This window comes from Massilia sp. NP310 (assembly GCF_019443485.1).
Lineage (GTDB): Bacteria > Pseudomonadota > Gammaproteobacteria > Burkholderiales > Burkholderiaceae_D > Telluria > Telluria timonae.
In genome coordinates this window covers 1,414,829-1,435,327 of record NZ_CP080379.1, presented here as the reverse complement: position 1 = coordinate 1,435,327, position 20,499 = coordinate 1,414,829, and the positions used below count along the sequence as shown (strand labels likewise).

Annotated in this window: 17 protein-coding genes; 11 read left to right on the top strand and 6 right to left on the bottom strand. The window is 68.8% G+C overall.

What is annotated here, in order from left to right:
• Window positions 1-44: 44 nt before the first annotated feature.
• The 6 genes from KY496_RS06405 to KY496_RS06380 all read left to right on the top strand — a co-directional run bounded on the left by KY496_RS06405 (window position 45) and on the right by KY496_RS06380 (window position 8,214).
• A complete protein-coding gene (locus KY496_RS06405) occupies window positions 45-1,340 on the top strand; it encodes an extracellular solute-binding protein (RefSeq protein ID WP_229520446.1) in 1,296 nt (431 codons plus the stop codon).
• 19 nt (window positions 1,341-1,359) lie between these two features.
• On the top strand, window positions 1,360-2,283 hold the full coding sequence (locus tag KY496_RS06400; RefSeq protein ID WP_219864255.1) for a carbohydrate ABC transporter permease: 924 nt from the start codon (window positions 1,360-1,362) through the stop codon (window positions 2,281-2,283).
• A gap of 8 nt (window positions 2,284-2,291) precedes the next feature.
• Window positions 2,292-3,125, top strand: a complete 834-nt coding sequence (locus KY496_RS06395; RefSeq protein WP_219864254.1) for a carbohydrate ABC transporter permease — start codon at window positions 2,292-2,294, stop codon at window positions 3,123-3,125.
• Between the two features lie 30 nt (window positions 3,126-3,155).
• Window positions 3,156-4,298 carry an ABC transporter ATP-binding protein gene (locus KY496_RS06390; protein WP_219864253.1) on the top strand — a complete coding sequence of 381 codons (1,143 nt, stop codon included), beginning with the start codon at window positions 3,156-3,158 and terminating at the stop codon, window positions 4,296-4,298.
• 146 nt (window positions 4,299-4,444) lie between these two features.
• Window positions 4,445-7,216: a TonB-dependent receptor gene (locus KY496_RS06385; RefSeq protein ID WP_219864252.1), complete on the top strand. Its 2,772-nt coding sequence runs from the start codon at window positions 4,445-4,447 to the stop codon at window positions 7,214-7,216.
• Window positions 7,217-7,233: 17 nt separating this feature from the next.
• A complete protein-coding gene (locus KY496_RS06380) occupies window positions 7,234-8,214 on the top strand; it encodes a glycoside hydrolase family 43 protein (protein WP_219864251.1) in 981 nt (326 codons plus the stop codon).
• Between the two features lie 61 nt (window positions 8,215-8,275).
• On the opposite strand, the gene KY496_RS06375 is transcribed toward KY496_RS06380, so the two are convergent.
• Window positions 8,276-9,244, bottom strand: a complete 969-nt coding sequence (locus KY496_RS06375; protein WP_005670466.1) for a phytanoyl-CoA dioxygenase family protein — start codon at window positions 9,242-9,244, stop codon at window positions 8,276-8,278.
• A gap of 155 nt (window positions 9,245-9,399) precedes the next feature.
• On the bottom strand, window positions 9,400-10,320 hold the full coding sequence (ppk2, locus tag KY496_RS06370) for a polyphosphate kinase 2 (protein WP_005670468.1): 921 nt from the start codon (window positions 10,318-10,320) through the stop codon (window positions 9,400-9,402).
• Between the two features lie 167 nt (window positions 10,321-10,487).
• Here ppk2 and KY496_RS06365 point away from each other — a divergent pair, with 167 nt between their 5' ends.
• The 3 genes from KY496_RS06365 (at window position 10,488) to htpX (ending at window position 13,504) form a co-directional block, all read left to right on the top strand.
• Window positions 10,488-10,871 carry a hypothetical protein gene (locus KY496_RS06365; RefSeq protein WP_219864250.1) on the top strand — a complete coding sequence of 128 codons (384 nt, stop codon included), beginning with the start codon at window positions 10,488-10,490 and terminating at the stop codon, window positions 10,869-10,871.
• Between the two features lie 136 nt (window positions 10,872-11,007).
• A complete protein-coding gene (locus KY496_RS06360; protein ID WP_219864249.1) occupies window positions 11,008-12,591 on the top strand; it encodes a TerC family protein in 1,584 nt (527 codons plus the stop codon).
• A 37-nt stretch (window positions 12,592-12,628) separates the two neighbouring features.
• The gene (gene htpX / locus KY496_RS06355; RefSeq protein ID WP_005670474.1) at window positions 12,629-13,504 is read left to right on the top strand and encodes a protease HtpX; all 876 of its coding nucleotides are present in this window, start codon (window positions 12,629-12,631) and stop codon (window positions 13,502-13,504) included.
• On the opposite strand, the gene KY496_RS06350 is transcribed toward htpX, so the two are convergent.
• Complete coding sequence (locus KY496_RS06350) at window positions 13,501-14,514, bottom strand: DUF4105 domain-containing protein (protein WP_219864248.1); 1,014 nt, start codon at window positions 14,512-14,514, stop codon at window positions 13,501-13,503. The two genes, htpX and KY496_RS06350, sit on opposite strands and share 4 nt — an antisense overlap.
• Window positions 14,511-15,887, bottom strand: a complete 1,377-nt coding sequence (locus KY496_RS06345; protein WP_219864247.1) for a uracil-xanthine permease family protein — start codon at window positions 15,885-15,887, stop codon at window positions 14,511-14,513. Before KY496_RS06345 ends, KY496_RS06350 begins: the two co-directional genes overlap by 4 nt.
• A gap of 100 nt (window positions 15,888-15,987) precedes the next feature.
• Between KY496_RS06345 and KY496_RS06340 the strand changes: the two genes are divergently transcribed.
• Window positions 15,988-17,331 (top strand): MBL fold metallo-hydrolase, encoded by a 1,344-nt coding sequence (locus KY496_RS06340; protein WP_219865066.1) that lies wholly within the window; start codon window positions 15,988-15,990, stop codon window positions 17,329-17,331.
• A gap of 1 nt (window position 17,332) precedes the next feature.
• Here the strand turns inward: KY496_RS06340 and KY496_RS06335 are convergent, their stop codons facing one another.
• Window positions 17,333-18,022 carry a lipid-binding SYLF domain-containing protein gene (locus tag KY496_RS06335; RefSeq protein WP_219864246.1) on the bottom strand — a complete coding sequence of 230 codons (690 nt, stop codon included), beginning with the start codon at window positions 18,020-18,022 and terminating at the stop codon, window positions 17,333-17,335.
• Window positions 18,023-18,024: 2 nt separating this feature from the next.
• Complete coding sequence (locus KY496_RS06330) at window positions 18,025-19,452, bottom strand: DUF1254 domain-containing protein (protein WP_219864245.1); 1,428 nt, start codon at window positions 19,450-19,452, stop codon at window positions 18,025-18,027.
• A gap of 188 nt (window positions 19,453-19,640) precedes the next feature.
• On the opposite strand from KY496_RS06330, the gene KY496_RS06325 reads away from it, so the two are divergent.
• The gene (locus KY496_RS06325; protein ID WP_219864244.1) at window positions 19,641-20,498 is read left to right on the top strand and encodes a hypothetical protein; all 858 of its coding nucleotides are present in this window, start codon (window positions 19,641-19,643) and stop codon (window positions 20,496-20,498) included.
• Window position 20,499 lies beyond the last annotated feature (1 nt).

Below are 20,499 nucleotides of genomic sequence, written 5' to 3'. Positions count from 1 at the left end.
GGTCCATAATGTCGGCAGTGCGCAACCAGACGACAGGAGACAGGGTGACAGAGCGAAGGAGATTTCTCGCGGCTTCGATCCTGCTCGGATTGCCGCCGGCGCGGGTAGCCGCGCAGGCGCCGGTCGAGATCCGCATGTGGACGCTGCTCAGCGGCGGCGACGGCGCGCGCATGCGCGCGCTGGTCGAGGCCTTCAATGCCAGCCAGGGCGCGGCGCGCGTGGTCAGCACCACGCTGAAATGGGGCGAGCCGTTCTACACCAAGCTGATTACGTCGTCGGTGGTGGGCGAGGGCCCGGACATCGCCACCATCCACCTGTCGCGCCTGCCCAACCTGGCCGGCGGCGGCGTGCTGCGGCCGATCGGCGAGCACGAACTCGCGGCCGCGGGCCTGAAAGGCAGCGATTATTTTCCGCGCCAGTGGGAAAAATCGCGCCATGCCGGCGCCAACTATGCGATCCCGCTCGACCTGCATCCGCTGGTCCTGTACTACAACAAGACCCTGGCGGCCAGGGCCGGGTTGCTCGACGACGCCCGCCTTCTGAAGCCGATCGAGGGGTATGCGGCCCTGAGCGCGGCCTTTCGCGGCGTGAAGGAAAAAACCGGCAGGGCGGGGCTGGCGATGGAGGCCAGCCAGAGTTCCTACGCGATCTGGCGTCTGTGGGTGTCGCTCCTTGCGCAGCGCAAGGCGCCGCTGATCGAGGACGGCCGCTTCGCGTATGGCGCGGCCGGCGTCGAGGAACTGGCCAGGGTCAGCGCCTGGTTCACCGGCGGCTATGCGCAGGCCGGGCTGGATTACCCCGCCTCCACCAGCCAGTTCATGGGCGGCGGCGCCGGCTTCATGATCAACGGCGTGTGGGAGGTGCCGGAACTGGTGCGCGCCACGCGCCAGCGCACGCTCGGCTTCGAGTACGGCATCGTGCCGCTGCCGCGCCTGTACCAGGACGCCAGCGTGTGGACCGATTCGCACGCGTTCGCGATTCCCGCCAACGAAGGCAAACCGATGGCCGCCGCCAAGGTGCGCGCGGTGCTGGCCTTCATGGCCTTCGTGAGCCGCAACTCGATGGGCTGGGCCGAGGGCGGCCACGTGCCGGCCTACCGTCCGGTGGCCGAGTCGCCCGCGGCGCGCACCCTGATGCCCAACGCCCTGTATGCCGGGGCGACCGCCAACGTCGTCTATGATCCGGACGGCTGGTATATGGGCGCCGCCGGGCCGGTCGAGGCGATGGCGTCGAAATACCTGCCCGGGGCCTTGTCCGGGCAGCTGGCGCCGGCACGGGCGCTCATCATGTTCGAAAAAGAGGCGTCGCGCCTGCTGCGCAAGCGGCCGCCCCGTTACTGATAAAAGAGAAGGCAATCCGATGCTCAAACGCGCAGCGAGTACAGACCTGTCCCGGGCCGCGCCGCCCGGCGCCGGGCGCGCCGAGGGCCTGCCCGCGGCGCTGCTGCTGGCGCCCTTCGTGCTGGTCTTCCTGCTGTTCTTCCTGGGCCCGGCGGCCCAGACCTTCTGGCTCAGCCTGACCGAGAGCAGCCTGACCCGCACCAGCGCCTTCGTCGGCCTGGCCAACTATGCGACCCTGGTGCGCGACGAGGCGTTCTGGGCCTCGCTCGGCCACACCTTCTATTTTTCGCTGCTGACCGTGATCCCGCTGACCGCCCTGGGTCTGGTGATGGCGCTGCTGGTGCACCGCTTCGTGCGCGCGTCGAGCTGGCTGCAGGGCGCGTTCTTCCTGCCCTATGTGCTGCCGATCTCGGTCATGACCCTGATCGCCGACTGGATGCTGCAACCGTCGTCGGGCGTCATCAACCACATCGTCGGCGGCCAGCGCGCCTGGCTGGCGGACGTCGACTGGGCCATGCCGATGGTGGCGATCGGCACGATCTGGTGGACCGTGGGCTTCAATATGCTGATGCTGCTGGCCGGCCTGCGCAACATCCCGGCCGAGCTGTACGAAGCGGCGGCGCTGGACGGCGCGCGCGGGTTCACGCTGTTCAGGGCGATCACCTGGCCGGCCCTGCGGCCGGTGGTCGGCACCGCGCTGCTGCTGCAGCTGATCGCCTCGCTCAAGATCTTCGGCCAGACCTATATCCTCACCACGGGCGGCCCGTTCAATACCACCCGCGTGACCCTGCACTATATGTATGAAACCGCGTTCACCCAGAGCGACGCCGGCTATGCGGCGGCGATCGCGATGGCGTTCATGGCGGTGGTCATCGCGCTGTCGCTGCTGCAGGTGTGGCTGGGCCGCTCGTGGCAGCGGGCGCGCAGCGGGAGGGGGACATGAAGCGCGGCATGAAGCATCCGTCCCAGCTTGGCTGGAGCATCGTGGCCACGGCGTCGGCCTGCGTGCTGGCGGCGCTGTGGGTGTTTCCGCTGCTGTGGGCCCTGTCCACCGCGCTGCGGCCCGAACTCGAGACCGTGTCGGCCACCTTCCACTGGCTGCCGCGCACCTGGACCCTGGAGGCCTTCGCCAAGACGCTCGGCGCCGGCAACCTGCCGCGCTGGCTGTTCAACAGCGCCCTGGTGGCGTTGCTGGTGACGGTGGTGACGATGGCGATCAGCCTGATGGCGGCCTACGCCTTCTCGCAGCTGCGTTTCAGGGGGCGCTCGCTCCTGTTCGGCATCGCCATGCTGGCCTTCCTGCTGCCGTTCGAGGCCTTGCTGGTGCCGCTGTTTCGCACCATGCACCAGCTCGGGCTGATCAACAGCTACGCCGGCCTGGTGCTGCCGCAGGTGGTCTCACCGGTGGTGATCTATGTGTTCAAGCAGTTCTTCGACGCGATTCCGGCCGACTTTCGCGAGGCGGCCGTCATGGATGGGGCAGGGCCCTTGCGGGTGCTGTGGAGCGTCTATCTGCCGATCTCGGGCAACATCGTGTGGGCGATGGCGATCGTGACCTTCATCGGCGCCTGGAACAACTTCCTGTGGCCGTTCATCATCGTGACGTCGAACGACATGATGACGATTCCGCTGGGCCTGACCCAGACCTACGACGCCTTCGGCGTGCGCTATGCCCAGCTGATGGCGGCGGCCCTGCTCGGCGCGCTGCCGGTGGCGCTGGCCTACGTGGCGTTCCAGCGCCGCGTGACCCAGGGCTTCCTGGCCGCCAGTGGCCTCAAGGGTTGAACGAAAGAGAATGATGAGCAGAGGCAGAACATGGCATCGGTAAGCCTGCGCGGCATCCGCAAGCGCTTCGACGACAACCTCGTGATCAAGGGCGTCGACCTGGAAATCCTGGACGGCGAGTTCGTCGTCTTCGTCGGCCCGTCAGGCTGCGGCAAGTCGACCCTGCTGCGCATCATCGCCGGTCTCGAAGACGTCGGCGAGGGCACGCTGGAGATCGGGGGCGTCGTCAGCAACGCGATCGAGCCGGCCCGGCGCGGGATCGCGATGGTGTTCCAGAGCTACGCCCTGTATCCGCATATGAGCGTGTTCGACAATATGGGCTTCGCGCTCAAGCTGGCCAGGGTGCCGAAGGCCGAGATCCGCGCGCGGGTGGAGCGCGCCGCCGAGATCCTGCAGATCGGCCATCTGCTCGAGCGCAAACCCAAGGCGCTGTCGGGCGGCCAGCGCCAGCGGGTGGCGATCGGGCGCGCCATCGTGCGCAAACCCGAGGTTTTCCTGTTCGACGAGCCCTTGTCGAACCTGGACGCCGCGCTGCGCGGCCAGACCCGGGTCGAACTGGCGCGCCTGCACCGGGAGCTGGGCGCCACCATGATCTACGTCACCCACGACCAGGTCGAGGCGATGACGCTCGGCCAGAAGATCGTCGTGCTCAATGGCGGCCGCATCGAGCAGGTCGGCAGCCCGTTCGAGCTGTATGAACGTCCGGCCAACCGTTTCGTGGCCGGCTTTCTCGGGTCGCCGCGCATGAATTTCTTCGACGCGACCCTGGTCGCGGCCCAGGCCCGTGGCGCAACCGTCGAGCTGGCGCACGGCGTGAGGGTGCAGGTGGCGGCCGACGCCACGCGCGCCAGGGCGGGCGACAAGGTGGTGCTGGGTGTGCGTCCCGAACACCTGCAGATCGTGCGCACGGGCGAGGGCGGCGGCATCGGCGCCAGCGTGGCCCTGGTCGAGTACCTGGGCGACGTGACCCTGGTCTATGCGCACCCCGACGGCGGCGGCGACATGGTGGCGCTCAAGTGTGACGCCGACACCGCGCCCCCTAGTCCCGGCAGCCGCGTTGCGCTGGCATTCCCGGCCACCCGCGCCTTCCTGTTCGACGCCGACGACCGGGCCTTCACGCCCGCCTGGGCCGACAGCGCCGCCGCCACTGGCGCGCGCGAATCCATGCCATGACGATTTCGGATAGCTCCCGCGCGTTTCGTTATGGGTGACGCGGGTGGCGCGCTCTTAGTATGTGTCACGGCCCCAAGCCGGCAGCGACCGGCGGGGCGGGCGACGGGACCAACGAGGCCCCGCGACCACTACAACAGGAGACAGGCATGAACCGATCGAACATCAAGCCGATCTGCGCGGCCATCATGCTGCTGTCGGCGCACGCCGCGCCGGCGCTGGGGCAGTCGGGCCAGGAAGAGACAGCGGACACCGTGGCGCCGCCCGTATCCGAACCGATTCGCGGCGCTACGGCCGTCGTCGAAGTCACCGGCCTGCGCCAGAGCCTGCGCTCGGCCGAGACCATCAAGCGCGACGCGGTGCAGGTGGTCGACGCCATCAATGCCGACGACATCGGCAAATTCCCCGACCGCCAGGCGGGCGACGCCCTGCAGCGCGTGGCCGGCGTGCAGGTCGGGCGCGACCGCGGCCAGACCGATACCGTCATCATCCGCGGCCTGCCCGACGTCGCCACCACGCTCGACGGCAACGAGATCTTCACCGCCGCCGGCCGCCGCCTGTCGTACCAGGACTTGCCGGTGCAGTCGATCGGCGGCATGGAGGTCTATAAATCGGCCACCGCCAACCAGTTCGAGGGCGGCATCGCCGGCGCCGTCAACATCCGGCTGCGCGCGCCGTTCGACAGCAAGGGCTTCACGGCCAGCGGCTACATCGAGGACCGCCTGCAGCAGACGAATGGCAGCGAGGCGACGAAGGACCGGCACAATCCGGGTGGCGGCTTCCTGCTCAGCAACCGCTGGCAGACCGGCGTCGGCGAGATGGGGGCGCTGTTCGACGTCGCGGTCAACCGCGAGAACTGGGCCTATCCGGTGCAATGGGTCGACCGGCCGACCAATGTGTTCGCGGTGCGGCCCGACGGCAGCGCCACCCGGCTGGGCGAGCGGCCGCCGTTCGCGCTGGGCGCAGGCGAGGTGCTGGGCCAGCTGCCCAATATCGGCGGCATCTACAATAGCGGCCAGCGCGAGCGCCAGAGCGTGCACGGCGCCTTCCAGTGGAAGATCAATCCGCGGCTGCAGGCCAGCGCCCAGTATCTCGGCATGGGCTACCAGGGCCGCAATGCGGTCAACTACATCCTGAACATCGTCACCTGGGCGCCGCGCCTGACGAACGTGGTGCTGGCCCCGCAGGGAGACCACTGCAACACGCCGATGGGCACCATCTGCCCGATCCTGGCCGCGGACGCGCCGGCGGCCCGCTTCGGCGGCGCCTATGACTGGGATCCCTATGCCGCCACCAGCACCTGGGGCCAGAACGAGCGCACCACCACGCATTACCTGAACCTGGGCCTGAAGTACGCCGACGGACCATTGACGGTCGATTCGCAACTGGGCTATACCCGCTCGAAATTCGTCAACGACACGGTGATCGTCGACCAGCAGGTGCCCGGTGCGAGTTCGAGCGTGTTCGCCGCCGGCGCCGACGGCCACGGCGGCTACAACGCGGTGACCACGCCGGGCAGCGCGAATGCTTTGCGCGACCCGGGCCAGTTCGTGCTGCGCGGCCTGGTGCAGAACTGGAACGAGCAGGCCGGCTCGCAGTTCCAGTGGCGCTCGGACGCCACCTGGCGCCTCGGCGGTGACGGCATCTTCAGCGCGTTGCTGGGCGGCGTGCGCCTGTCGACGCGCAAGGCCAGCTACCACGGCGCCGAGGGTCATGCCGATTTCACCGGCGCCGTGCGGCCGACGCCGCTGGAGGCTTTCGGGCCGTCGTTCCAGCACCTGTCGCCGGGCCTGGACCGCCTGGGCGGGCCGTGGATGACGCCCTCGGCAGACTTCCTGATCGACCACGCGAACCTGGTGCGCGAAGGCTATGGCGTGGGGCCGGGACGGGTGCCCGAAGACCCGGCGCGCCTGTTCGACCAGCGCGAGCGCAGCGCCACGCTGTACCTGGCCGCGCGCTGGAGCACCAAGCTGGCCGGCATCGACATCAGCGGCGAGGCGGGCGCCCGCGTGGTGCGCGTGAATCGCGAGCTGCGCGGGCAGACCCGCATCGGCGACGCGATCTCCGACGTTGACCTGTCGACCTACGAGACCAACTACCTGCCGAGCGCCTCGGCAATCATCGGCTGGACCGACGACTGGCAGTCGCACCTGTCGGTCGGGCGCACCATCACGCGGCCCAACTTCAGTTCATTGAACCCGGCCCTGTCGCTGGTGCCGCCGACCGTGAACGCGCCCGGCAGCGGCGGCGCCGGCAATCCCTACCTGAGCCCGACCCGCTCGACCAACCTGGATGCGACCCTCGAATACTACTTCCAGAACAACGGCTATGCCCAGCTGGCGCTGTTCCATCGCGATATCACCGGCTACCTGCAGAACTTCACGCTCGACGAATCGATCGGCGGCCAGGTCTACCGGGTGACGCGCCCGCAGAACTCGGGCCAGGGCACGCTGCGCGGCGCCGAATTCGGCATCCAGAAGTTCTTCGACTTCCTGCCCGGCCCGTGGAGCGGGTTTGGCGCGCAGTTCAACTATACCTGGATCGACGGCGATAACGAAAGCAAGACCGCCTTCGACAGCGACGCCTTCACCACGACCGCGCTGGTGGGCGTGGCGCGCCAGAATTACAATGTGGCGCTGCTGTACGAAGGCCACGGCATCACCGGCCGCCTGGCGGCGACGCGCCGCGGCGACTATGTGGAACAGATCGCCGAACCGCCGTTCAACCAGGACCGGGTGGTCCAGGCCACCACCTTCGTCGACCTGAGCATCGGCTACGAACTCAATCCGCGGCTGTCGCTGCAGTTCGACGCGATCAACCTGACCCGCGCCAAATTCCAGAGTTCGCTCGGTCCCTATCAGCCGCGCGACATCCGCTACAACCCCACGACCTATGGCGTGAGCCTGCGCTTCAAGATGTGAGCCGCACAGGAGAGACGATGCAGCGAACCTACCAGAACCCGGTATATCCGCACCCCATGGCCGATCCCTTCGTGCTCAGGCACGAGGGCGTCTACTATGCCTACGGCACCGCTCCCGCCGGCGCCGACGGCCGCCAGGTCCCGGTGCTGCGCTCGAACGACCTGGTCGCGTGGGAGTCGTTGGGCCATGCGCTGGCGCCGAACGGCGACACCGACTACTGGGCGCCCGAGGTGGCCTGTCACGAAGGCCGTTTCTACATGTACTACTCGTCGGGGAGCGCGCCCGAGGGAACCGACCAGCGGCTGCGGGTGGCGCTGGCGGATCACCCGGCAGGCCCCTTCGTCGACAGCGGCGCGCTGCTCGTGCCCGACCAGCCGTTTTCCATTGACGCCCATCCTTTCCGCGACCGCGATGGCCGGTGGTACCTGTTCTACTGCGTCGATTTCCTGGAGCCCGACGGTGACCAGCGGGTCGGCACCGGGATCGTGGTCGACCGCCTGCTCGACATGCGCACGCTGGCCGGAGAGCCGCGCGTGGTGGTGCGGCCGCACCACGACTGGCACCTGTTTCGCAAGGGCCGCCAGATCCATGGCGCGGTGCGCGACTGGCACACGGTGGAGGGCGCCGCGGTGCAGGCGCGCGACGACGCCATCTACTGCTTCTACAGCGGCGGCGCCTGGGAGCGCGAGAACTACGGCATCAGCTGGGTGACGGCCGACCATCCGCTCGGTCCCTACCGCCGTCCGGCGGGCGGCACGGATGCGCTCCTGATGCGCAGCCGTCCGGGACTTGTGGTCGGCCCCGGACACAACAGCTTCACCAGTTCGCCCGACGGCAGCGAGAGCTGGATCGTGTATCACGCCTGGGACGTCGGCCAGAGCGCGCGCCGGATGTGCATCGACCGCCTGGAGTGGGATGGCGGGCGGCCGTTCACGGATGGCCCGAGCTCGACGCCGCGGGCCGCGCCTTCAGTGGACGCAGGCGACGTCGGCACATAGGCGCCCTCGGGCGCGTGCTTGCCCACGGCGGCGCGCCCGTCGCTGCCCGCGTCGTGCATGGTCAGATCCATTGCACCGGATGGTCGAGGGTATCGGGCAGGTAGGTCAGGTATTGCACCATGCGCGGCAGCGCGCCGCGGTTCGGCGTGGCGCAATGGGGCAGCGCCTGGTGCCACAGGATGAAGTCGCCGGCCTGGCCCGGCACCGGCGCCGGCTCGAGGTCGCGCAGCGCCCAGTCGCGTGGATGAACGCCCGCCGGCACGCGCGCCAGCCAGTCGGGAAGGCGCCGGTGAAAGCCGGGAACGCAGTGGAAGGCGCCATCGAGCGGCCCGCAATCGCCGAGGTACAGCAAACCCTGCAAGCGAAACGGCATCGGCAGGCACAGGCTTGCGTCCCAATGCAGCGGGCTGCCGTGGAAACGCCAGGAGTCCGACTCGGGCGGGTTGAAGCTGACCTTGTCGATCGACGGATAGATCGCCGTGGCGCCATACAGTTGTTCGCAGACCCGGCGCACCAGCGGCGCTGCGCGGTTGGCGGCCAGCGCAGGATGGTCGTAGAAGTCGAGCATCATGCCGCGCTTGCCGGGATGCTCGCGATACCAGGAACCGGGATCGTCGGCGCTGGCCCCGAGAAAATCCCAGATCGCCTGGCGCGCCGCCTCGCACTGCGCGCGCGGCACGACGCCCGGCAGCACGAGGTAGCCATGGCGGTCCCAGAATTGCCGCTGGTCCGCCGACAGCGGGCCGCCGTCCGCGCACGCGCTTGGCTCGGGGGCGGCAGGCGGTGAGCGGCCGTGCGCCAGCAACCAGGACTGGAACGCTGCGCGGCCGGGGCGCTCGTGATACAGAAACTGCAGAGCGGTCTCGATCGAGATGCCGCGCCGGTACAGTGCCCGCACCTGGCGCTGCCAGTCCGGCCCGCTGGCCGGGCCATGCATGCCGACGCTGTTCTCCCGCAACGCTTCGAGCGCGGCCTCGTCGTCGTCCAGCTGAGTACAACAATTTGTCTCGAGATACTCTTGCAAGGTCATCAGTCCAGTCCAGGAAGTCCCGTCCCACCCCGCCAGCGCCGTCGGCGCAACGGGATGGCCACGCAGCAAGTCGATCTGAAGCTTAGCAAAAAAAACAGTTCCAGGACAGGAAATCGTCGACCCGCTTTACAAGCCTGCTGCGTGCCGGCCGGTGCCTAGAACACTTCCGGCACGATGATCTCCGGCGGCACCGGCCGCCGCACGTAATCGTCGTGATATTCGCGTTGAGGCAGCTCGATCGCCGGCCGCTCGACCTCGACGTAAGGCATCTGCTGGAGCAGGTGATGGATGCAGTTCAGGCGCGCGCGCTTCTTGTCCACCCCTTGCACCACCCACCAGCGTGCCTCCGGGATATGGGTGCGCTCGAGCATGATTTCCTTGGCCCGCGTGTATTCTTCCCAGCGCCGGCGCGATTCCAGGTCCATCGGGCTCAGTTTCCACTGCTTCAGCGGATCGTGGATGCGGCTCAGGAAGCGCGCATTCTGTTCCTCGTCCGAGATCGAGAACCAGTACTTGATCAGCTGGATGCCGGAACGCACCAGCATGCGTTCGAATTCCGGCACGGTCTGGAAGAACTCCTCGTACTGGGCGTCGGTGCAGAAGCCCATCACGCGCTCGACGCCGGCGCGGTTGTACCAGCTGCGGTCGAACAGCACGATCTCGCCCGCGGCCGGCAGGTGCGACACGTAGCGCTGGAAATACCACTGGGTGCGCTCGCGGTCGTTCGGCGCGGGGAGCGCCGCCACCCGGCACACGCGCGGATTGAGGCGCTGGGCGATGCGCTTGATGACGCCGCCCTTGCCGGCGGCGTCGCGGCCTTCGAACAGGATCACGACCTTGTGGCCTGTGTGCACGACCCAGTCCTGCAGCTTGACCAGCTCGGCCTGCAGGCGGAACAGCTCATGGAAATACTGGCGCCGGGCTTCCTTCTCCTGCTCGCTGCGGGTGGGCGCGGGCAGCAGCGTGTCGGCATCGAGGTCGCGGTCGTCGAGTTCCAGTTCGAGCTCTTCGTCGTAGCTGTCGGTGAGGTCGCGCTGCAGGCGCTGGTTGAGGTCGGTGGATTGGGCGCCAGGCATGGCGGCCTCCTCTGGAAACGGATGGTGGACGGTGAACGATCCATTCCAGTCTAGCGTCGTTCCGTGTCACCGGCATGACAGGCGTCTGCAGGGGAGATCGGGAAGGGCGGAGCGATGGAGCCGAAACGACATGCTATACTGGCGCCGTTCCGACTCTCGCACCGTATATGAGACGATTTTTCGTCATCTGCCTGACCCTGTTGCTCCCCCTGAACATGTTTGCCCTGGCCATGGCCGCGTCCGCGATGCAGCCCGCCGCAGCGACGGAACACGTCACACCTTCCGAAGTCCTCATCCACACGGCTGCGCTCGAGACCGATGCCGCCGTGCCGCTGTTCGCCGACGCCTACCTGGCGGGCGGCTACGATTGCCAATCCGCCTGCGACATCGATCCCGATGAACCGCCGGCCGGCGCCGACGTCCACGACTCGGTGCACGAAGAGCTCGGCCTGCAGCTGTCCAGCCTGCCGGGCGGGGCGATCGCGCCCCGGTCGCCGCCGCGCGCCAACCATTCCTCGTTCCCGCCGCTAAAACCCCCGCGCGAGGCCTGAGGGCCTGCCTTCGCCGCAGTCGCGGCGCCCCTGGCCGATCACGATCCTTGCATCGCGACGCGCGTCGATCCGACCGCGCCGCCGTGCCCGCGATCGCGGCCGCGACACACTTTTAGCAAAATAACGAGGTAACACCATGGAATGGCTATTCGACCCGGCAATCTGGGCGGGTCTGCTCACACTCGTTGTCCTGGAAATCGTCCTGGGCATCGACAACCTGATCTTCATCGCGATCCTGGCCGACAAGCTGCCGCCGCACCAGCGCGACAAGGCGCGCCTGATCGGCCTGACCCTGGCCATGCTGATGCGCCTGGGCCTGTTGACCATCGTGTCCTGGCTGGTGACGCTGACCACGCCGCTGTTCGCGCTGGGGCCGTGGTCGCCCTCGGGGCGCGACCTGATCCTGCTGCTGGGCGGCGTGTTCCTGCTGTTCAAGGCCACGGTCGAGCTGCACGAGCGCCTGGAAGGCGTGACCCACGTCCATACCCAGTCGAAGGTGTATGCCAGCTTCGGCGCCGTGGTGGCGCAGATCGTGGTGCTGGACGCCGTGTTCTCGCTCGACGCCGTGATCACCGCGGTCGGCATGGTCGACGAACTGGGCGTCATGATGGCGGCCGTGATCATTTCGATCGGCGTCATGATCCTGGCGTCCAAGCCGCTGACCCGCTTCGTCAACGCGCACCCGACCGTGGTCGTGCTGTGCCTCTCCTTCCTGTTGATGATCGGCCTGTCGCTGGTGGCCGAGGGCCTGGGCTTCCACATCCCGAAAGGCTATCTGTATGCGGCGATCGGCTTCTCGATCCTGATCGAGACCCTGAACCAGTTCGCGCGCCGTAACTTCCTCAAGAACGAGGCGCGCCTGCCGCTGCGCGACCGCACCGCCGACACCGTGCTGCGCCTGATGGGCGGCAAGCGGCGCCAGGATGCCGAGCCGGACGGCCAGGACGAGCAGATCGACGAGGCGCAGGCCTTCGGCGTCGAGGAGCGCAATATGGTCAGCGGCGTGCTGACCCTGGCCGACCGCTCGATCCGCTCGATCATGACGCCGCGCTCCGAGATGTCCTGGGTCAACCTCGACGATGAGGCCGACGCCATCCTGCGCCAGCTGCAGGAGTCGCCGCACAGCCGGATGCCGGTCGGCCGCGGCCAGCTCGACAACCTGGTCGGCATCGCCCGCACCAAGGACCTGATCAGCCAGCTGGTGCTGCAGGCGCGCATCGACGATGTCGTCGACGACGGCAATGGCGCCACAGGACCAATCCGCAAGCCGATCCTGCTGCCCGATACCGCCGGCGTGCTCAAGGCCATGGACACGCTCAAGCGCGCCCACGGCCAGCTGGTGCTGGTGACCGACGAATTCGGCATCGTCCAGGGCCTGTTGACCCCGGTCGACATCCTGGAAGCGATCGCCGGCGAGTTCCCCGACGAGGACGAGCAGCTGGCGATCCAGCCCAAGGGGCCCGGCGAGTGGGAAGTCATCGGCACCGCCGACCTGCACCAGCTGGAGCAGGTGCTGGAGACCGGGGGGCTGGTCAGCAGCGACGACGACTACACCTCGCTGGCCGGCTTCCTGCTGGCGCGCTTCGAGAGCTTGCCGGAGCCGGGCCAGGAGATCGACATCGACGGCCTGCGCTACCGCATCCTGAGCGTCGAGGAGCGCCGCATCGCCAGGGTGCTGGTCCGGCGCATCGCGGCCGACGATCCCGCGCAGGCCGCCTGAACCCGTTTTTTACCGTAACCGTACCAAGAAGGACATCATGAAACGTACTCTGTTGTTTATCGCGACCAACCTGGGCATCATGCTGGTGCTGGGCATCACCGCCAGCCTGCTGGGCGTCAACCGCTTCCTCACCTCGAACGGCCTGGACCTGCCCAAGCTGCTGATGTTCGCCGGCCTGATGGGCTTTGGCGGCGCCTTCATCTCGCTGCTGCTGTCCAAGCCGATCGCCAAATGGTCGACCGGCGCGCGCGTCATCGCCCAGCCTTCCAACCCGACCGAGCAGTGGCTGCTGAACACGGTGGCGGCCCAGGCCCAGCGCGCGGGCATCGGCATGCCTGAAGTGGCGATCTACGAGGGCGAACCGAACGCCTTCGCCACCGGCGCGACGAAGAACTCGTCGCTGGTCGCGGTGTCGACCGGCCTGCTGCAGTCGATGACCGAGCAGGAAGTCGAAGCCGTGCTGGCCCACGAGGTGGCCCACATCGCCAACGGCGACATGGTCACGCTGACCCTGATCCAAGGCGTGGTCAACACCTTCGTGATCTTCCTGGCGCGCATCGTCGGCTACTTCGTGGACGGCTTGCTGCGCAAGAATGACGAGGAAAACACCGGCCCCGGCATCGGCTACATGGTCACCGTGATCGTGTGCGAGATCGTGTTCGGCATCCTGGCCAGCATCATCGTGGCCTGGTTCTCGCGCCAGCGCGAGTTCCGCGCCGACCGCGGCGCCGCCAGCATCATGGGCCAGCCGCAGCCGATGATCGCGGCGCTGCGCCGCCTCGGCGGCATGGCCGAAGGCGAGCTGCCGAAGAACATGAGCGCGTTCGGCATCTCGGGCAAGGGCGGCGCGCTGGCGCTGTTCTCCAGCCATCCGCCGATCGAGGAGCGGATCGCGGCCCTGCAGGCGCGCTAATCGTTCGGGGCGATGCCCGGCACGCCGGCGCGGATGGCGCGTGAATAGTCGTCGGCGTCGCGGTCGGACTTGCGGGCGCGGGCATTGATGTGGCCGCGTTCGCGCAGCATCGCATACGGCAGGCCCGGGGTAAGCGCGCCCTGGTCGTAGGCATACTCGGCGAAATGGCCGGAGGCCAGCAGCCGGTAGTCGAGCGGCAGCGTCGGGTCGATATGGCGCGCCAGTTCGAACAGGATCGTGGTGCAGTTGCTGGTCAGGGTGTTGTAGAACTCGGGCTGGCCGCGCAGCCGTTCGGCGCGCGCCAGGTAGTCGAGCAGCACCGAGCGCAGCTGCGCCGGCGTCGCGCGCAGCCGGTACAGGTAGACCTGCTCGCCGCGCGCATTGCTGCGCGTGCGGATCAGGTCGCGCTCGTCGGCGGCGACGATCACCTGCTCGAACTTACGGAAGAATCCGCCGGGCGCCGAGAACGTTTCGTCGCGTTCCTTGCGGATCTCGAGCGAGAACACCAGTCGCTGGCCGTCGCTGAAGCCGAACGACACCAGCGTGTGGGCGATGTGCGGCCCCATCCAGTACGACAGGATCAGGTCGGCCGACTCGAGGCGCGACAGGTCGTAGCGCCGGGTTTCCCAGCGCGGCGTGTAGTCGGTCTCGGTGCGCCACTCGAAGGCGCGCACATTGCGCAGTTCCAGGCGGTCGCCGTCCACCGTTGATTCCAGCAGGCGCGCCACGTCGTCGGCCCATGGGCGATCGTGCGACGGCGCGAGCGACTGCCACCATCCCAGCAGCGCGAGCGCCGCCAGCGCGCCGGCCAGCAGCAGCCTGCGTTCGTGCCGCCAGCCCGGCGTGCGCGCCAGGACCAGCGCCACGGCCAGGCCGAGCAGGGTCCAGGCGCCGCCCAGGGCCAGCGCGAGCGCCGGCGCCAGCTGGAACCACAGCGCGAGCGCGCCCCAGGCCGTCGCGGCCACGACCGCCAGCGCCGCCAGGCTCCTGGCCAGCCGCTTCCAGTTCACCGCGCTTCCTTCGCCGCCGCCGGCTCGGGCAAGAACCAGTTCAGCAGCAGCGCGCACAGGCCGCCGGTGGCGACGCCCGATTCGAGCACATTGCGCACCGCGCCCGGCATATGGGCCAGGAATTCGGGCACCTGGGACACGCCCAGCCCCAGCGCCAGCGAGACCGCGATCACCAGGAGCGCGCGGCGGTCGAGCGTGACGCTGGCCAGGATGTTGATGCCGGCCGCGGCGACCGCGCCGAACATGACCATGGCGGCGCCGCCCAGCACCGGTTCGGGCACCGCCTGGATCACGCCGGCGACCGCGGGAAACAGGCCCAGGATCACCAGGAACAGGGCGATCCACATGCCGACGTGGCGGCTGGCGATGCCGGTCAGCTGGATCACGCCGTTGTTCTGGGCGAAGATCGAACTCGGGAAGGTGTTGAACATGCCGGCCAGCAGGGAGTTGGCGCCGTTGACCAGCACCCCGCCCTTGATGCGCGCCATCCACAGCGGCCCTTCGACCGGCTGGCGCGAGACCTTGCTGGTGGCCGTCACGTCGCCGATCGCCTCCAGCGAGGTGACCAGGTAGATGACGATCATCGGGATGAACAGCGACCACGAAAAGCCCAGGCCGAAGTGCAGCGGCGTGGGCACCTGGAACAGCGGCGCCTCGTGCATGCCGCTGAAGTCCAGACGGCCCATCCAGCCGGCCAGCGCGTAGCCGACGCCGAGTGCAATGACAATGGCGGCGCTGCGCATCCAGACCACCGGCACCCGGTTCAGGATCACGATGATGGCCAGCACCACGCCGGACAGCAGCAGGTTCTCGCCGTTGGCGAAGCTGCCGCCCGCCATGGCCGCGTAGCCGCCGCCCATGCTGATCAGGCCGACCTTGATCAGGGTGAGGCCGATCATCAGCACCACGATGCCCGTCACCAGGGGCGTGATCAGGCGCTTGACGACGGGCAGCACGCGCGAGACGCCCATCTCGATGAAGGAGCCGGCCACCACGACGCCGAAGATCGCCGCCATCACCGCCTCCACCGGCGTGCCCTGCTTGACCATCAGGGCGCCGCCGGCGATCAGCGGGCCGACAAAATTGAAGCTGGTGCCCTGCACGATCAGGAGGCCCGCGCCGAACGGACCGAAGCGGCGGCATTGCACGAAGGTGGCGAGGCCGGAGACCACCAGCGACATCGAGACGATCAGATTGGTGTCGCGGCTCGAAACGCCCAGCGCCTGGCAGATCAGCAGGCCCGGCGTGACGATGGGGACGATGATGGCCAGCAGGTGCTGCAGGGCGGCCAGCATGCCGAGCAGCGGGGGCGGGCGGTCGTCGAGGCCGAGGATCAGTTCCGGGTGGGTCTGCTGGGAGTGCGGTGTCGACATGGGGACGGCTGGCTGAGTAAAGAGGCGATTCTACAGGCAGACGGGCGGCGCGGGCGGCCGGCGTTGTAGAATGCCCCCTTTCACGGGGAGAGAGCAGGGCATGGCGGAGCTGACGATATCGAGGATCCTGCACGCGGGGTATGTCTTCGAGTGCGAGGGCAGGCGCATCGCCTTCGACCCCATCTTCGAGAACCCGTTCAGCCGCAACTGCCATGCCTTCCCCGACGTGCGCTTCGACCTGGAGGCCATCCGGCGCCAGCGCTTCGACGCCGTGTTCATCTCGCACTTCCACGACGACCACTGCTCGCTCGACAGCCTCGACCTGCTGGAGCGCGCGACGCCGATCCACCTGTATTGCCAGTTCGGGGCGCTGTTCGACATGCTGCGCCAGCTGGGGTTCACCAACGTCCACGCGCTGGCCCTGGACCGGGCGGTCGAGGTCGGGCCGTTCACGGTGATCGCGCGCGAGGCGATGGATATCGACGTCGACTCGATGTTCCAGGTGCGCGCCGCCGGCATGAACGTGCTGAACGTGGTCGACTCCTGGATCGACGACGACACGCTGGGCCAGCTGGTCGCGCAGGGGCCGTGGGACATGGTGCTGTGGCCGTTCCAGACGATGCGCGAGCTCGAGGTGCTGGCGCCGTCGCGCCACGCCGCGGCGCCGCCGGGCCTGCCCGAACAGTGGCTGGTCCAGTTGCGCGCGCTGGCGCCGCGCTACATCGTGCCGAGTTCCTGCCAGTTCCGGCAGGAGCCGTGGTCCTGGTATAACCGCGCCTTCTTTCCGATCTCCTACGCCCGTTTCGCGCACGAGGTGGGAGCGGCCTTGCCGCAGGCGCGGGTGGTGCGCCTGAACCCCTCGGTGTCGGTGCGGCTCGACGCCGCCGGCCTGCATCCGGCGCCGCCGCTGGCGTGGGTCGTTCCGGTGGGCGAGCAGGACGTCGACTACGCCTATGCCGGCAATGCCGCGCCCCCGTCCACCGGCGAGATCGCGCGCCATTTCGCGCCGTTGAACGCGCAGGAACAGGCGCGCGTGACCGAATACTGCCGCCGGGAACTGGTGACCAGGTATGGCGACATCGAGGCCGGGTCGGCCTATTTCGACCGGCCCCGCATCTGGCGCCTGTCGCTGTTCGACCATGCCGGCCAGGCCCGCCACTATCACTACCGCCTCGAAGACGACAGCGCGGAACTGCTGGACGGCGCCGCCGGCCCGCTCGGCTGGAGCACCGAGGTCCCGGCCGCCAAGCTGTATGCGGCGCTCGCGCTGGGCGAGTCGCTGACCTCGATGTACATGCGCATCAATGACGAGCGCTTCGCGCCGGATGCCGAGCGCGAACTGATCGATGCCGACGTGGTCGACGATCCCTTGATCCGCTGCCTGTTCGGCGATACCTTCGGCGCCTACCAGGCGGCCCAGCTGCGCCGCCTGCTGGCGCGCTAGCTCACTCGCCCACCGCGCTCGACGCCACCCGGGCCAGCGACTGGCCATGGGGGTTGCTGACGCTGTGCGAGACCAGGATGTCGACCGGCGTCGCCGCCCGGCCGTAATAAGCGTGGTTGCGGCCGTCATCGACCGAGATGACGGTGCCGTCGAGGTTCAGGCCGCCGTACAGCCCTTTCGAACGGGTGTACACCACCATGTCGGCATTGATCGGCGCCCCCGTGCCGGCGCCGACCGGGCCGGCCGCGACGCTCACGTCGCCGCCCAGCTTGAACGACGTCGACAGCAGCGAATTGACGCCTTTCTCGCTCATTATCAGGGCCACCATCTCGGACGCCTGGGCGCCGGCCTGCAATCCCACCGAGCCCGCGGCGATCCGGTAGAAGGCCGGGCCGGCCCAGGTTTCGCCATCGCGCGAGATGAGCACCGCCGAACCGCCCGAGCCGCCCACGATGAAACCGGCCTGCACGATCTGGGGGCTGATCAGCACCGCCTTGGCGCTTCCCACGTGCTCGCGGAACCAGGTCATGTCGGGGTCGCGCACGAAGTTGGCCAGGGTGGCCTGGGCCGCGTCGACCTGGGCCTGGGTTTCGTCGCGGGTCGGCTGACTCGAGCAGGCGGCGAGCCCGAGCGCGGCAACGGCGGCGAATACGCAGCTGCGCCGCGTCGTGTTGTGCAATGATGTCGGCATGATCACCTCGCAGGTGGCGGTAGGGTGGGGAGCGGCTCGAAGTCGCCCGGCTTCCAGGCGCCGTCGAAGGCGGCCGGTTCGGGCCCATAGATACGGAAGTAGGCGAACCAGCCCTGGCCGGGAATGGTCTGGATCCACTGCGCCTCGTGGCCGGGCGGGGCGTCGGGGCCGAAGCGCAGCTCGGCCACGTCGTCGCGGGCGGCGCCGGCCAGCTCGAACAGCGAGCGCAGCGCGGCCTTGCCCTGGGCGGTGGCGACCTGGCTGCGGGTGCCCGCGTCGTACACGGTCACCGACCAGAACAGCTTGCCGGGCACCGGCTGCGGCACCCGCAGGCGGTAGTGGCGGCCGCCGTCCAGCGAGGCGCCGCCCGCATCGCGCAATCCAAGCCAGTACACCGAGCCGCCGCCGGCGCTGCGGCGGAACATGGCCGGCGAGGCGGCGATGGCTTGGAAGAACCATTTGTCGCGCGCATGGGTGTCGGTGTAGTCTGGCGTGTCGAAGGAACCGTTCTCGAAGCGCAGCGCGGCCCATTCCCACTGGCGGTCGGGCCAGACCACGCGGTCGGGACGGCGGTCGGCGAAGGACAGCACCCGCATCTGGGCGCAGCCGGCCATGGCGGCATCGATCAGTATGCCGCGCATGCGCGCGTCGGGCGCGAAGGGCGCGCCGCGCGTGATGCCGAGGGCGGCCAGCTCGCCATAATGTTCGCGCCAGGCGGCGAGCGGCGGCTCGGCGCGCACCACGGCGGCCAGCGTTTCCCAGAAGCGCAGCGTGTCTTCCCAGGCATGGGGCGTCGAATCCTGCGGTGCGGGCGTCATGTCGATCCATTCCGGCGTGCGCCATTGCGCGTCTGCCCGCAGCGGATGGACCTGGATCCGGCGCAGCAGCGCGAAGGCGCCGGCGACGTCGCCATCGACCGGCAGGGCGCGCGCGGCGCCGATCACGCTGAACGAGGTGGCGCTGGCCACGTGGTAGCCGTCCGGGATGTCGCCAGCGTAGCCGGGCGGCAGCAGCAGGTGGCGGCCGCCCATGCCGGCGTCCGGTCCGGGGATGCCGATATCGGCGATCGGGCGCTGATTGATGTCGATCACGGCGCCGACCAGGGGGCCGGGCGGCAGTTCGAGCACCAGCGGGCCGGCGCGCAGGTCGAGTGGGATCGCGCCGTAGGGCGTGTCGGAGTTGAGCGTATAGCCCACGTGGCGGGGCTGGGTATCCATCAGTCCGAATACCCGGTTCGGCGCGAGCCCGATCCTGGCATTGCTCTCGACGATGGCGGCGCACGACACCGTTGGGTAGAACACGCGGTACAGTTGGAGGGCACGCGCCGTGTCCATGTCGTCATAGGCCTGGCGCACCGTCTGTGGCGTCGGATAGCCGCCGTCGAAATCATAGGCCGACGCCATCAAGCCTGCCTTGCGCTTCAGATCCATCGTTCATCCTTTCGCGGCGGATTGCCCGGGCAGCACAGCCTAACGCCACCGCGCACGCCGGCGCTATTGGACTTTCGTCCAACACGGTCATTCCTTGGGACCATGGTCCAATGCCGCCGCGCGGCCGCCGCGGCTAACATCGATGGACGGTCGGGGCACCGGTGGCCGGGCGCTGTATGGGAGACGATATGGACATGCTGCACGAACTGGTGGCGCTGGCCCTGCACGCGAGCCTGCTGTTGCTGGCGCTGGGCATCGGCCTCGATATCGCCAGGGGCGACGGCCTGTACGTCTTGCGCCGTCCGCGCCTGCTGCTGCGCGCCCTGCTGGCGGTGGTGGTCGTGGTGCCGCTGGTCGCGGGGCTGCTGGTGGCGCTGCTGCCGCTGAAGGAATCGGTCGAGATCGCGATCGTGCTGATGGCGGTGTCGCCGCTGCCGCCGATCGTGCTGGCCAAGGAGATCCGCTTCGGCGGGCGCAAGCCCTATGCCTATGGCCTGCTGGTGGCGGTCGCCTTGCTGTCGATCGTGACGGTGCCGGCGGCGGTGGCGATCCTGGCCTGGCTGTTCGACGCCCACGCCGCGGTGGCGCCGCTGGCGGTGGCGCAGCTGGTGTTCGTGTCGCTGTTCGTGCCGCTGGGGCTCGGCCTGGGCCTGCGCGCGCTGGCGCCCGGCCCGGCCGTGCGCGCGGCGCCGCTGGTCGGCAAGTTCGCCATGGGCTTGCTGGCGCTGGCCTGCCTGCCGGTGCTGGTGACCGCGGCGCCCGAGCTGGCGCGCCTGGTCGGCGACGGCACGGTGCTGGTGATCCTGGCCGTGGTGCTGGCGGGCCTGGTGGCCGGCCATGTGCTGGGCGGGCCGGAGCCGCACGACCGGGTCGCGCTGGCGCTGTCGTGCGCGACGCGCCATCCCGGTATCGCGATGCTGGTCGCGAGCGCCAATTCGCTGGGCGAGGAGGTGCGGGCGACAGTGCTGCTGTTCGTGATCGTCGGCCTGCTCGCGGCGCTCCCTTACCAGCTCTGGCTGCGGCGCCACGCGCTGGTGCCGCAGTGAG